Genomic DNA, 13,964 nt, shown 5'->3' on the forward strand with positions numbered 1-13,964 from the left:
CGGGACCTTCCACAACCTGCCGATCTATATCCACGACGTGGCGCGCGTGACCCAGGGTCCCGAGGACGCCTCCGAGCTGGTCGCCTTCTAGCCCGGGCCGGCGTCCGAGATCGATGACGCCGCGGATGGCCGCCCGGCCGTCACCATCGCGATCGCCAAGAAGGAGCTGACCAACGGCGTGACGGTGGCGAACGCCATCATCGAGCGCGTCGAGGAGCTCAAGGGCTCGCGTATCCCGGCCAACGTCGAGGTCAGCATCACGCGCAACTACGGGCAGTCCGCCGACCAAAAGGTCTCTGAGCTGATCGGCAAGCTGATCAAGGCGACCATGTTCGTGGTCATCCTGGTCCTGCTGGCCTTCCGCGCGGTGCGTCCGGCCATTGTCGTCATGCTGGTCATCCCGGTCGTGCTTTTCATGACGGTCTTCGTGGCCTGGGTGACCAACTACACGATCGACCGGGTGAGCTTGTTTGCGTTGATCTTCTCGATCGGCATCCTGGTCGACGACGCCATCGTTGTCATCGAGAACATCTATCGGCGTTGGCTCGAAGAGGGGCGCACCGACGAAGACACGGCGATCGACGCGGTGCGCGAGGTCGGCAACCCGACCATCCTGGCCACCTTCACCGTCATCGCCGCCTTGCTGCCGATGGGTTTCGTCAGCGGCATGATGGGCCCCTACATGGCGCCGATCCCGGTGCTGGGCTCGGTGGCGATGTTCATCTCGCTATTCGCGGCCTTCGTCTTCACGCCCTACCTTGCGATCTCCAAATGGCTGCGTCCCTCGATGAAATATCTCGCGGCGGCGGAGAAGCGCGAGCATAAGGAGGCCGAGGGTCTCGAAAAGCTCTATCGACGGATCCTGACCCCCCTGATCGAGAATCGCGGCAAGCGCTTGGTCTTCAAGCTGGCGCTCTGGGGCACCTTCCTCGTCACGTTGTCGTTCTTCTATTTCAATCTGGTGGCGGTCAAGATGCTGCCGCTGGACAACAAGCCCGAATTCTCGGTGGTGCTCGACATGCCCGAGGGTACGGCGCTGCCGGTGACGGCGAACCTCGCGCATCGCATGGCCGACAAGCTGCGCAGCATGCCCGAGGTGACCGCCATTCAGCTGTATGCCGGAACCGCGCGACCCTTCGACTTCAACGGCATGGTGCGTCATTACTATATGCGCTCGGATCCCTGGCACAGCGAGCTTCAGGTTCAGTTGACCGACAAGCACGACCGGGATCGAAGCAGTCACGAGATCGCCGTCGAGGCGCGCGAGCTGCTCGCAAAGATGGTCGAGGGCACGGGTGCAGCGCTTGCGGTGGTGGAGATGCCCCCGGGTCCGCCGGTGCTGCAATCGGTCGTCGCGGAGGTCTACGGACCCACGCCGGAGCTGAGGCGTCAGTTCGCACGCGACCTGACCGAGATCTTCGGCAAGGCCGAGAGCGCCCGCGATGTCGACAACTATCTCAGGGGTGCCTTCGACTACTGGCGCTTCAACGTGGATACCGAGAAGGCGGTGCGTCGCGGCATCTCGGTCGATACCATCAACCGCAATCTCGCGATGGCCCTCGGCGGCTCGCCGATCGGCGACATCAAGCCGCAGGCAGGTCGCCAGATGGGTCACGAGCCCGTCCAGATCGTGCTTCAGGTGCCTCTGTCAGAGCGCTCGCAGGTCGATCGCCTCGGCGACCTTCCGATTCAGTCCAATCAGGGATACACAGTCCCGCTGCGCGAACTCGGCGAATTCCTGCTGACGCCTGAAGAGGACATCATCTATCACAAGGATCTGCGTCCGGTGGAGTATGTGGTGGCGGATGTCGGCGGGCGGCTTGCGGCACCCGTGTACGCCATGTTCCAGGTCGAGCGTATCCTCAATCAGCAGGACTACACGGCACCGGACGGCACCAAGCCGCAAGGTGGCGAGGTGATGGAAGACGCCATCTTCTGGCTCGACGCGCCCCCCGACAGCAGTCGCTTGGCCTGGACCTGGGCGGGCGAGTGGACCGTCACCTACGAGACCTTCCGCGACATGGGCGCCGCCTTCGGGGTTGCGCTGATCCTGATCTATATCCTGGTGGTCTGGGAGTTCGGCAACTTCCGCATCCCGCTCGTGATCATGGCGCCGATCCCCTTGACCCTGCTCGGGATCATCCCGGCGCATGCGATCATGTTCAGCCTCGGTCTCGGGGGGGAGTTCACGGCGACCTCGATGATCGGCTGGATCGCGTTGGCGGGCATCATTGTGCGAAACTCGATCCTGCTGGTGGATTTCGCGATCCACGAGATCCAGAAGGGCGTGCCGGTCGCCGAGGCGATGATCCGCTCCTGCAAGATCCGCACGCGCCCGATCGTGATCACGGCCTTGGCCCTGGTCGCGGGCTCGAGCGTCATCATCACCGACCCGATCTTCCAGGGCATGGCGATCTCGCTGCTCTCCGGGGTGTTGGTCTCGACCGTCCTGACCCTGATCGTCATTCCGCTCGGCTGCGTCGCCGCGGGTGACGACATGTGTCGGGTGGCGCTCGCCACGGCCCCGTCCGGCACCAGCCTCCCGTGCCTGACGGATGCCGCTCCGATGAAGACACCGCGCAAGGGCTCCGGTGGCGGCGGTGTCAGCCGCTTCTTCGGAAAGGTCGTGGAGTTCTTCATTCTTGCGCTCTACGCGGTACGCGGGATCTTCCTGCTGCTCTTCGAGGCGGCGAAAGGCGCGGTCAAGCCCAAGCCCGCTCGCCGGCCGGTCGCGCGCTCCGCTGCGGCGACGACAGCGCCCGCCGATGTGCCCGTGGAGAAGGAAGCACCGTCCGCCAAAGGCGAGAGCGCCGCGTCGGAGCCTGCTCGGACCGTCACCAAAAAACGTGCGACGACGGCGTCGGATGCCAAACCGACAACGCGCAAGACGGCCGCGAAGAAGACTGCAGCGGCGGACACCTCGAGTCAGCCGGTGCAGAAAAAGGCGCCTCGGCGCGGTATTCGATTGAAGATCGACGACGAGAACGACACGGGCGATCGTTAGTGTATCGACGGCGACCCGCGTCCTCATGCGAACGGACGCGGGGCCGGGTTCGGTCTCCGACGGCGCGCGAGGCGTGCGTCAGGGGCGATGCTTCGGGTCGATCGCAAGACCGGGCGCGGTACAGAGGACATCACCTGACAACGGATTTAAAGGTCGCGCAATGACGCCTTTCTTGCTCGTCTCCGGGCTGATGCTCGGCTTGCTCTCCGCCACGGCGCATCAGTCGGCGTTCGGTGCGGAGTCTTGGGGGCAGGCTCGACAACCGACCCGGGTCGACCAACCGGTCTATTCCGGTGGATACGAGACGCCGCGGTCGGGGTTCGATCGCGGCTCTTACGATCCTTACCAATACCGAGACGACGATTCGCGCCGCAGCGACGACAGGACCTGGACAGGAACGGAGTACGGAGGCTACGACATCGCGCCAGGGGCGGACAGTGGGCTCGATGGATTCATCAACCGCGACGGGCGTTGGGTGGAGCGCAGCCGAGAGTCCGCGCAAGGCTATCCCGACGACGGCTATGCCCCCCCTGCGAGAGGCCGATATTCCGACGCGACCTCGCCGGCGATCTCGACCGGGACGGCGTCCCCGGACCCTTGGTTCGATCGCGACGATCGGGCGGCGGGTGGAGGTTGGCGCGAATCCTCGACTGCCCCGTCGGCGTGGGGCGAGGGTTTCGGACCGGACTACCCGCAGACGGAATATCGGTTTCGCGGTGATCCGCAGCCGTGGTCGGGCCGCGGGATCGTTCAGGATGAGACGGCCGGATACAGGTTCCGACCGCTGACGGATCAGGAGGCGGAGCAGCGCGCGCAAACACCCGGCTGGCGTCCGCTCGAGCCGGGGCGCGGCGACCGGGACGGACGAGCGCGGGCCCCTGCGGGACTGATGGACGCGCTGACGCCGCCGCCTCGGACGTTCGGTTTCGAGCCGGCGCCTTGGCCTTGATCCGTCGTCGGCCCGCCCGGATCCTGCTGTCCAGCTCGCGGCTCGCGACCGGATTGCGGCCCTACCGATCGGCAACGGCTTGGGCGCGATGCGACGAGAAGCCGCAAATGACCCCGATCCAGGGCCGGGGTGTCGTCATGACTGATCACCGATCGATGGGAGGATAAGACAAGATGAGAACGCAAACGCAGGCTGTGATGGGTATCGCGCTCGCATCCGCCTTGGCGGCCACGGCGCACGCGGAGATCGCGGGTGTCCAGTTCTCCGCGGACATGATCAATCAAGGCCCGGACGGGCAGACCGAAACCGTCAAGATGTTCGTGGGCGACGGCCGGATGCGCAAGGAGATGACGCAGCAGGGTCAAGAGGTGGTTCAGATCATCGATCAGAATCGCGGGATGATGTGGGTCCTCTTCCCCGAGCGGCAGACCTACATGGAGCAAGGAGGACCTCCGGGCGAAGGCGCACCCGCGCCGGCGCCGCCCCCGAGCGCGGAGACCGATCCCTGCGCCGGTATGCCCGGCCTGACCTGTCGACGTGCCGGCGAGGAGGCGGTCGGAGGGCGGGCCGCGGTGAAATGGGAGATGGTCATGACCCATGAAGGTCAGTCCATGAACGGGACCCTCTGGATCGACGCCGAGCGCGCGATTCCGCTGAAACACGAGATGTCCAACGGCGAGAAGATGGAGCTCGTGATGGTCGGCACCGAAACCATGGAAGGCCGTCAGGTCGAGAAATGGGAGATGACCACGACCGCCCCCGATCGGCCGCCGACCCGGGTTCTGCAATGGTACGATCCAGAGCTGAAGCTGTCGGTCCGAGAGGAGTTTCCCGGCGGCGGTGTGCGCGAGCTCAAATCGATCCGGATCGGCGACCAGCCGGACCATCTGTTTGCGGTGCCCGCCGGGTACTCGCGCATGGAGATGCCCCAGCCCGGACAATAGTCGCTCGGGGCGGCATCGGGGATGAACGCGGACGCGGAAGCACGGCATGATCACGATCGTCGGAAGTCTTAAGGGCGGTTCGGGCAAGAGCACCTTGACCTTCAATCTGGGGGTCTGGCTCTCGATGGCGGGCGTGAAGGTTCAACTGATCGATGCGGATCCTCAGGCGACCCTGACCGACGTCATCGACGTGCGCAGGGAAGAGGGGTTCGATCCCGTCCTGAAGGCGTCCGACAAGCGCGCCCTGGCGCCCGAGCAATTGAAGGCCGCCGACGAGACACTCATCGACGTCGGGACATCGGACATGGAGAGCCTGCGCACGGCGCTTGCGCGGTGCGACCGCGTCGTCGTGCCGGTTCCGCCGTCGCAGGCCGATATCTGGTCGACCCAGCGTTTCATCCAGTTGATTGCCTCGGTCGAGCGCGAGACCCCTCCCGACATCATCGGATTCATCAATCGGGGCGACACCCACCACGCGGTTCGCGAGACCAACGAGGCCGCAGCCGCGCTGGTCTCGCTCCCGGGTATTCGCTTCATCAAGCCGCGGCTCTCGCAACGCACCGTCTTTCGGCGCTCGTTCAGCGAGGGCTTGGCGGTGTTCGAGCTGGAGTCCCGCGGCAAGGCGGCGCGGGAGTTTCTCGGGCTGGCCGCGACGCTCTATCCGCACCTGGTTAGCTAATCCGCCGAGGAGAGGCGCCCTCGCTTCATGCACGACTGCTTGGGTGCCGGTCACGTTACGAGCTCGAACCGTGCGCGGCGTTCGGTTCGCCTTGTCGCATTCCGCAATTCTGTTAAGCTCATGAGACAACGGGAGCGGCAACGAGTATTCAATCTCCTGCCCGCACTGATGTGCGAGCTAATCGTCTTGCTATCAGCAAGATTTCAATGGCTTCGTTGACATCACATCGTCGGCTTCCGGTATAGCATCGATTGCTACAGTGCCCTTCGCTTTGCGGGAGGCCGTTTTTGCGACAAGAGTGAATGTGATGCTTGGCGGCAACATGCCGACTTTATTGACTATTTTTATCAACTGCTTACAAACCGGCCCGAATCATGGCGCAGAATGAGATCCCGAGGACCGATGTCTTCCCGGACGGCGAGGTGTCGAACGAGCAAGCGGAAGCCGATGCACGCGCCGCGGGCGTCACCGAGGTTCAGCTGCATGCCTTCGCGATCGATCGCCTGTCCCAGGCCTTCGAAACCAGTGCCAAGCGCTGGGAGCTGATCGTCTATCCCAGCCTGTTCGCCTTCATCATCCTTGCGGCCTACGGGTTCTACCTCGTGTTCAGTCTCGCCAAGGACGTCCACTATCTGGCCATCAGTGTCGACACCAACATGACGGTGCTGGCCAGCAACATGCAGTCGATCTCGGACAACATGGGGCAGATGAGTGCGAACGTCCGCACCATGGCCGTCAGTGTGGATTCGATGGCGCGGGATGTGAACACCCTGGAGCCCATGTTGACGAGCATTCAGACCATGGATCGTTCGATGCAGGCGATGACCATGTCGACCTCGTCCATGCGCAACGATATGGCGGGCATGAATCAAAGCATCGGCCGCCCCTTGCAGTTCATGAATTGGTTCATGCCGTGGTGATGGAGCGCGATCCCTGCAAGGGTGATTAGAACCATTCGAACCATCACGAATCGGAGTTGACCGTGCCCCCGGGTCTCCCCGAATCCGTGCGACTGATCGTCGCCATCTCCTCGCGCGCGCTTTTCGACCTCAGCGAGTCTCATCAGGTGTTCGAGACGCAAGGCGTCGATGCCTATCGCGACTATCAGGTCGCGCACGAAAACGACATCCTCGAGCCCGGTGTGGCCTTTGCGCTCGCCAAAAAGCTCATGAGCCTCAATGCAGCCCTGGGTGATCGGGGTCGCGTCGAGGTCATCCTGATCTCGCGCAACAGCTCGGATACCGGGCTGCGCGTCCTGACCTCCGCACATCATCAGGGTCTGGATATCGCTCGCGCCGCCTTCACGGGCGGGGCAAGTCCCTACCGCTACGTGGCCGCCTTCGGTGCGCATCTGTTCTTGTCCGCGGATCCGAGGGACGTGCGCTCGGCCTTGGATGCAGGGTGTGCCGCGGCAACGGTCCTGCCGGCGGGCTTTCCGGCGGATCCGGAGCAGGATGAGCAGGTTCGAATCGCGTTTGACGGCGATGCGGTCCTCTTCTCCGACGACGCGGAAAGGCTTTTCCGTCGCGAAGGGCTCGAAGTCTTCAACGCGACCGAGCTGGCCGCCGCGCATGAGCCGTTACCCGGTGGACCCTTCAAGGGTTTGCTGGTGGCGATCCATCAACTTCAGGCACTCTTTCCGCCCGAGGCATCGCCGCTGCGCACCGCGCTCGTGACCTCGCGCGGTGCGCCCTCGCACGAGCGGGTGATCCGTACCTTGCGTGCGTGGGATATCCGCATCGACGAGGCACTCTTTCTCGGTGGGCTCGACAAAGGGCGTTTTCTCGCGGCCTTCGACGCGGACATCTTTTTCGACGATCAGCGTGTCCATTGCGACGCGGCAAGCCGTCATGTCGCAACCGGGCATGTCCCGCACGGTGTCGCCAATATCGAGACCGACCCGCCGAACCGAACGGCAGAGCCCGCGGACAACCCCGGCTAAACCGCGTCCAGAGCGAGATGTTCAGTGTCGAGTGAGTCGAAGGGTTGGTGCGCCCCCCGCTCCCCGGCGGTGACGCGGTTTAGAATTTTACGTTTTTTAATCTTCTAAACTGCGCCGACTCACACGGTTGCCGATCGCTCTGTCAGATTCTCCGCGACCACCTCTTCCTGAAACTGAAAGGCGAGCCAGTTGCCGCGTACGTCGAGCTCACGCAGACAGTCGCAGATATGCGGGATGATGCTGGGGTTGCGGAAGGCGTCTTCCGCTAAGTTAATGAAGAATCACAGGTTGTGACCTGCTTGGCGCTGCTCGGCGAGCACGCGCACGGCGTCGCGGATCGCCCATTTGTCGATCTCCTCGATCAGCCCGCGTCGGATCGCGGCCCCGATGAAATCCTTGGACTCCAACAACTCGCCCGCCTCGTCGAGCAGACGCACCAGGACGCTGTAGTTCTCCTGGTTGTCGCCCATGAGGCTGATGATGGGTTGGTAGACGAGCTTGAACTGCTTGTTGCCGAGCGCCGTGGCGATCTTGTCGGCGACCTCCGAGTCCCCGTCCACGGCGGTTTGTTTGGTCCGGGCCGCCAGCGAGGTGGGGGTTTGCATCCCGGCGGTGCAGTCCGTGGGCGAAGCCGCGCTGTAGACGCACAGCCTGTGGGCTGCGTTGAGGATGTCTTGCGCGGCCGCTGCACGTCCCTTCACGAGGTAGTAACCGATATCGCAGTCCGGCGCGATGCGTCCCGTGGTTGCGAGGCGCTGCGTCAGGCGGGCGTGCTCGCGGATATGCGCGCCGAGTGCCTCGGCCTCCTTTTCATCCAAGTCGTCGACGATCAAGGCGAACCGTCGTCGCTGATTCGCGTGAGCGCATGAGCACGGTCGGCGACCGAGGCCAAGACCGGGCCGAAGCCGTCGACGATGTCCGGCCCATGGGTCAGACCCAGATCGCGCAGAAGCTCCGAATGTCGTCTCACCAGGTTCGGGTAGCCGTGCAGTGTGAGATAGGCGCTGTTGGCGTCGAGGTGCAGACCCTGCTTTACGAAGGCGATCGCCGTACCGGACTGCTCGACCAGCTCGCGGGAGCGTCGTTCGCACTGCTTGAGCCGAGCCGCCAGCTCACGGGCGCGGCGACGTTGACGCAGATCGGTCACTTCGCGCTGGATGGTCCAGACAAGCTGCTCGTCGTCGGTGCGGGCGAGCACGGCACGTGCCCCGAGTTGCTGTGCTTCGCGCACGGCGTCGGGATCGTGCGCGTCGGCGGCGATCATGATAATCGGGATCTCGGCCACGCGGTCGTGCGCGGCCATGATACGGGTTGGTGCGGAATCCACGAGTTTTCGGGACAGTGTCATCCGGGCGATTATCGGACTTCACGGCCCGTTAGGGAAACGAACGCGCTCACAAGAGCGGCGATCCGATGCTGGCCGCGTCGTTCAAGGGAATCTTGGATCCGACACCCGGAACCTCGCGGACCAGTCGCGGGACCAGATAACCGGGAAGGCGTTCACGCAACGCCTCGCCGAGCCGCAGTGCCTGCGCGTCGGAGACCGCGAAGTGTGCAGCACCCTCCACGGGATCGAGCTGGTGGAGGTAGTAGGGGAGAACCGCGCACTCGAAGAGGCGCTCGCTGAGCGCTGCGAGTGTCGGGAGCGCGTCGTTGACCCCGCGCAGCAAGACGCTTTGGTTGAGTAGGGTCAGACGTGCGCGACTCAGTCGCTGCAGTGCATCCTCGGCCTGCGCACCCAGCTCGCTCGGATGATTGGCATGGACGACCAGGATCGTGGCGAGACGCGAGCCGGCCAAGCCTCGACAGAGTGCGTCGGTGACCCGGGACGGCAGGACGACGGGGATGCGTGTATGGATCCGCAGGCGTTTCAGGTGCGGGATCTCGTGCAGGCGCTCGAGCAGTGCACCGAGGCGATCGTCGTCCAGCATCAAGGGATCCCCGCCGCTGAGGATCACCTCGCAGATCCCCGGGTCCGCGGCGATCGAGGCCACGGCAAGGGCTGTGCGATCCGGCGTTTGACCGAGCGTCGCGTATGGAAAATGCCTTCGAAAACAATAGCGGCAGTGCACCGCGCACCCACCCGTGGCGATCAGGAGGGCACGGCCTGAATATTTTCGAAGCAGCCCCGAGCCGATGTCCGCGGAGGTGTCGCCGACCGGATCGCGGCTGAATCCGGCGACGGACAAGCGTTCCGCCCCGAGCGGCAGGACCTGTCTGAGCAAGGGGTCGCGCGGGTCGCCCGGCGTCATCAAGGCGGCAAAGGCGCGCGGGACCAGCATCCGGAACCCCGGTGCCGCGACGTCGAGATCCGGGATCGCCTCCGGACTCAGACCCAGTGCGGCGAGGAGGTCGCCGGCCTGTCGGTAGGCCTCGGCGAGGTCCTGCTTCCAGGCCGCCTCACGCTCGGGCGTCCGGAACGGCTCCGGCGTCGCGGTCTGACAAGCGGCGATGCTTCGCGGTACCATTGCGCGGTTTAGCTCCACAGTCAACGAGGACGATATGGCCTTTTACAGTACCAGCGAGTTCAAGGGTGGACTCAAGATCATGTTGGACGGCGATCCTTACAACATCGTCGAGAACGAATTCGTCAAGCCGGGCAAGGGCCAGGCCTTCAACCGGGTACGTGTGCGCAATCTCAAGACCGGACGAACCGTCGAGAAGACCTTCAAGTCGGGCGACACCGTCGAGGCGGCCGACGTGCATGATACCGACATGCAGTATCTCTACAACGACGGCGAAGAGTGGCATTTCATGGATCCGGCGAGCTTCGAGCAGATGACCGCCGACGCGACCGCCGTAGGCGACGCCGCCAAGTGGATCAAGGAGGAGGACATCTGCAGGGTGACACTCTGGAACGGCGTTCCGCTGAGCGTGGACGCACCCAATTTCGTCGTCCTGGCGATCACCGAGACCGACCCCGGGCTCAAGGGCGACACCTCGGGCGGCGGCGGCAAGCCGGCGACACTGGAGACGGGCGCGGTGGTGCGTGTGCCCTTGTTCGTTCAGTCCGGCGAGCTGGTGAAGGTCGATACCCGCACCGGCGAGTATGTCTCGCGCGCCAAAGAGGCCTGACGACGCGCGGTCGAGCGATGCCGGCCCGACCGGCGCCGTCCGCTCGTCCCTGCCATCGACCTGCTTATCCTGATGCCTGTTTACGAAGACTGGTCGGCTTGCGCAACGACCGCCGTCCTACAGGCCCGCGCCGAGATGCTGGCCCGGATTCGCGCCTTTTTTGCCGCTGCCGGCGTGATGGAGGTCGAGACGCCGATCCTCTCGCACGCCGGTGCGACGGATCCGGCGCTCGCGAGTCTCTGGCTCTCCGGTGGCCTATCGGGTGATGGGTTCGAGTCCGTTCGAGGGTTCTTCCTGCAGACCTCGCCCGAGTTTCCGATGAAGCGTCTGCTCGCCTCGGGGAGCGGGCCCATCTATCAGATCTGCAAGGTCTTTCGCGGCGAGGAGCGCGGGCGACGGCACCACCCGGAGTTCAGCTTGCTGGAGTGGTATCGACCGGGCCTGGACTACGGACATCTGATCGACGAGGTCGCCGATCTGGTCCGCGCCGCACTGCAACGTCCGACGCTGCCGATGGAGCGCATCCGCTATCGCGACCTATTTCTCGAAGTCTTGGACCTGGATCCCTTCACGGCGCCGTTGCAGACCTTGCGCGCGGCCGCGGTCAGGGCGGAGATCCCCGACGCCGATCGGCTGGATCTCGAACGCGACGCCTGGCTCGATCTCCTGCTGACTCAGTGTCTCGAGCCGCGTCTCGGGCGTTCAGGCATGAGTTTCCTCGGCGACTATCCGCCGAGCCAGGCGGCCTTGGCGCGGATTCGGCCCGCAAGCGAGCCGCCCGATGATCAGGCGGTTGCCGAGCGTTTCGAGCTGTATATCGACGGCATCGAGCTGGCGAACGGCTTTCACGAGCTGACCGATGCCACGGAGCAGGGTGCGCGCTTTGCCCACGACTGCGCCGAGCGTCGCCGTCTCGGCTTGGCCGAAATCCCGCCGGATACGCGTCTGCTTGCGGCACTCCAGGCCGGCATGCCGGCCTCCAGCGGGGTCGCGCTCGGGCTCGACCGCTTATTGATGATCGCCACGGGAGCTACGCACATCGATCATGTGTTGGCCTTCCCCATCGAGCGGGCGTGAAGTGAAACCGCGTCACTCTGCTCTTTGCGCGATCATCGTCGGGGTTGATCTTGGATGGTGTCTGCGGGCTTTGGCGCGGACGCGGTTTCAGATTGAAATCTCCTGAACCGCGTCTTGCCGAGGTCATTTGTCGAGGCAACCTCACCGCCACGCCCCAACGCTGCATGTCTCTCGGGACGCGGTTCAGTCCGTCAAGGCGTTTTGGATGGCCTCCAAGTCCAGCGCATTCAGGTATTGTTCCAGCGGCGCCGCATCCGTCAGACCTGAGCCTTCGCCCTGAACCAGGAGTCGATTGCCGACCATGAGGGTGACCTTGTAAGTCTGGCTGCCGGGCGTGTGCTCCATCATGCCGCGCTCGCCCTTGAGCGAGAAGCTCTTCAGATCCTCGTTGGCCTGCATCATGAACGGCATCGAGATGGCCATGGTCAACATCGGCATCATCGGCGAGTCGGCCATCAGTGTGAGGGTGACCTCGGCGTTGTCTTCCCGGACGTAGCGCCGACTGAGATGAGTCCCGGTCAACATGGACGCGAGGCCGCCCGATTGGGCCTGCGCCTCGTCCGCGACCCATCCCTCCAGAGGCGGCGGAAACAGCGTCAGAAGCCCGGCCGTGATCTGTGCGCGAATCGCCTCGACCGCGCCGTTCAGGGTCTCCGCGGCCGTTCTGAGCTCGCCGGCCTCGTACGCCTGCTTGGCCGCGTCGAGTTGATCGGTCACCTCGTCCGCGCAAGCCGTGTTGAGCGTCAGGGCAAGGCCGGCCGCCAACGCCAGGGTTCCCGTGATCGTTGCGTTCATCTGTTTCTCCGTGTGCGCTTGACCGAGACGATAGGGACCGGCGTGCACGTCGGTCAGTGCTCGACAACCGCATCCAAGGCCTGCTTGGCCTTGTGACAGGCGCCGGGCTCGGTGCGTTCGGGGTCCATCTCTTCGAAGGCCAGACCCAAGCGGGCAAACAAGGCGCGATCCCGGTCGGACTCGGCGTTCGGCGTGGTGAGCAAGCGATCGCCGTAGAAGATCGAGTTGGCGCCGGCGAGATAGCAGAGCGCCTGCAGCTCGTCGCTCATCTCGCTGCGCCCGGCGGAGAGGCGCACATAGGAGGCGGGCATTAGGATCCGTGCGGTTGCCACCACGCGGACGAACTCGAACGGATCCAGTGTCTCGCTCGCCTGCAGCGGTGTACCCTCGACCCGAACCAGCAGGTTGATCGGGACCGACTCCGGATGGGTCGGCAGGTTGGCGAGCTGACGCAACATGGAGGCACGATCGCGCCGCGACTCGCCCATGCCGAGGATCCCGCCGCTGCAGGTCTTCAGACCCACGTCGCGGATGTGCTTGAGGGTGTCGAGTCGGTCCTGGAAGGTGCGTGTCGTGATGACCTGGCCGTAGAATTCGGGCGAGGTGTCGAGGTTATGGTTGTAGTAATCGAGCCCGGCCTCCTTGAGGCGGCACGCTTGCGCCCCGGTCAGCATCCCCAGGGTCACGCAGGTCTCCAGCCCGAGCGCGTGGACGCCCTCGACCATGGCGACGACCTGCTCCAGGTTCTTGTCGGTCGGGTTGCGCCAGGCCGCGCCCATGCAGAAGCGGGTCGCCCCCTGCTCGCGGGCGATCCGTGCGGCGTCGAGGACCTCGTCGATCGGCATCAGGGATTCGCGCTCAAGGCCGGTCTCGTGACGCGCGCTCTGGGCGCAGTAACCGCAGTCCTCCGGGCAGGCGCCGGTCTTGATGCTCAGGAGTGTGCTGACCTGGACGCGGTTGGGATCGAAGTAGAGTCGATGCGCCGTTTGGGCGCGAAACATCAGATCGGTGAAGGGGAGATCGAGGATGGCTTGGATCTCCTCGACCGACCAATCGTGGCGGAGGATGGAAACATGCAGCGGGGAAGGCTTGGGTGACATGGGCGTGATGGGACGATTTCCGGGTGCGGAAAAACCACCTATGCTAGTGGGCTTGGGTCGGTTGTCAACCAATGTTCGGTGATCCGGTCGAGACGAGCGGCGTGATCTCCCGGCTGGTGTCGGTCTTGTTCCCGCCGACCTGCGTCCTGTGCGGCGCGCCCGGCCTCACGAGCGGAGGAGGGCGCGACCTCTGTTCCGGCTGCGCGGCCGAGTTGCCGCACAACCGCGACTGCTGTCCCCAATGCGCCGTGCCCCTCGACAGCCCGATGCCCGCGGGAACGCGGTGTGCCGCCTGTCAGCGGCACCCGCCGCCGTTCGAGACGAGCCTTGCCGCCTTTCGTTACGAGGCGGCGATCCCGACGCTGGTCGGAGGCGCGAAGTTTCGCGTACGGCTCAATC

The 13,964-nt window shown here is 64.6% G+C and carries 13 protein-coding genes and 1 pseudogene; 9 read left to right on the top strand and 5 right to left on the bottom strand.

The window, feature by feature from the left end; translation table 11 throughout:
* The 6 genes and pseudogenes from VLR48_RS04490 to VLR48_RS04515 all read left to right on the top strand — a co-directional run.
* Window positions 1-3,004 (top strand): annotated as a pseudogene (locus VLR48_RS04490) (efflux RND transporter permease subunit); the annotation flags it as partial.
* Window positions 3,005-3,164: 160 nt separating this feature from the next.
* Window positions 3,165-3,953 (top strand): hypothetical protein, encoded by a 789-nt coding sequence (locus VLR48_RS04495; RefSeq protein WP_325290631.1) that lies wholly within the window; start codon window positions 3,165-3,167, stop codon window positions 3,951-3,953.
* Between the two features lie 173 nt (window positions 3,954-4,126).
* Entirely contained in the window at window positions 4,127-4,897 is a 771-nt protein-coding gene (locus VLR48_RS04500) for a hypothetical protein (protein ID WP_325290632.1), read from the top strand.
* Window positions 4,898-4,943: 46 nt separating this feature from the next.
* A complete protein-coding gene (locus VLR48_RS04505) occupies window positions 4,944-5,576 on the top strand; it encodes an AAA family ATPase (protein WP_325290633.1) in 633 nt (210 codons plus the stop codon).
* A gap of 374 nt (window positions 5,577-5,950) precedes the next feature.
* Window positions 5,951-6,496, top strand: coding sequence for a hypothetical protein (locus VLR48_RS04510; protein ID WP_325290634.1), 546 nt, complete (start codon window positions 5,951-5,953; stop codon window positions 6,494-6,496).
* A gap of 62 nt (window positions 6,497-6,558) precedes the next feature.
* Window positions 6,559-7,518, top strand: a complete 960-nt coding sequence (locus tag VLR48_RS04515; protein ID WP_325290635.1) for a 5'-nucleotidase — start codon at window positions 6,559-6,561, stop codon at window positions 7,516-7,518.
* 281 nt (window positions 7,519-7,799) lie between these two features.
* Here VLR48_RS04515 and VLR48_RS04520 read toward each other — a convergent pair whose 3' ends face one another.
* The 3 genes from VLR48_RS04520 to epmB all read right to left on the bottom strand — a co-directional run bounded on the left by VLR48_RS04520 (window position 7,800) and on the right by epmB (window position 9,986).
* On the bottom strand, window positions 7,800-8,351 hold the full coding sequence (locus VLR48_RS04520; protein WP_325290636.1) for an EAL domain-containing protein: 552 nt from the start codon (window positions 8,349-8,351) through the stop codon (window positions 7,800-7,802).
* A complete protein-coding gene (locus VLR48_RS04525) occupies window positions 8,348-8,845 on the bottom strand; it encodes a hypothetical protein (protein WP_325290637.1) in 498 nt (165 codons plus the stop codon). Before VLR48_RS04525 ends, VLR48_RS04520 begins: the two co-directional genes overlap by 4 nt.
* A gap of 67 nt (window positions 8,846-8,912) precedes the next feature.
* The gene (epmB, locus tag VLR48_RS04530; RefSeq protein ID WP_325290638.1) at window positions 8,913-9,986 is read right to left on the bottom strand and encodes an EF-P beta-lysylation protein EpmB; all 1,074 of its coding nucleotides are present in this window, start codon (window positions 9,984-9,986) and stop codon (window positions 8,913-8,915) included.
* Between the two features lie 34 nt (window positions 9,987-10,020).
* Here epmB and efp point away from each other — a divergent pair, with 34 nt between their 5' ends.
* Together efp and epmA are read left to right on the top strand one after the other, a co-directional pair.
* Window positions 10,021-10,593: an elongation factor P gene (gene efp, locus VLR48_RS04535; protein ID WP_325290639.1), complete on the top strand. Its 573-nt coding sequence runs from the start codon at window positions 10,021-10,023 to the stop codon at window positions 10,591-10,593.
* A 72-nt stretch (window positions 10,594-10,665) separates the two neighbouring features.
* A complete protein-coding gene (gene epmA / locus VLR48_RS04540) occupies window positions 10,666-11,670 on the top strand; it encodes an EF-P lysine aminoacylase EpmA (protein WP_325290640.1) in 1,005 nt (334 codons plus the stop codon).
* Between the two features lie 183 nt (window positions 11,671-11,853).
* Here epmA and VLR48_RS04545 read toward each other — a convergent pair whose 3' ends face one another.
* Window positions 11,854-12,465: a hypothetical protein gene (locus tag VLR48_RS04545; protein WP_325290641.1), complete on the bottom strand. Its 612-nt coding sequence runs from the start codon at window positions 12,463-12,465 to the stop codon at window positions 11,854-11,856.
* A gap of 53 nt (window positions 12,466-12,518) precedes the next feature.
* A complete protein-coding gene (bioB, locus tag VLR48_RS04550; RefSeq protein ID WP_325290642.1) occupies window positions 12,519-13,565 on the bottom strand; it encodes a biotin synthase BioB in 1,047 nt (348 codons plus the stop codon).
* A gap of 71 nt (window positions 13,566-13,636) precedes the next feature.
* Here bioB and VLR48_RS04555 point away from each other — a divergent pair.
* Window positions 13,637-13,964, top strand: a 328-nt coding sequence (locus VLR48_RS04555; protein WP_325290643.1) for a double zinc ribbon domain-containing protein, incomplete at its 3' end; no start/stop codon positions are given.

The organism is Thiocapsa sp. (genome assembly GCF_035467215.1).
Taxonomy (GTDB): domain Bacteria; phylum Pseudomonadota; class Gammaproteobacteria; order Chromatiales; family Chromatiaceae; genus Thiocapsa.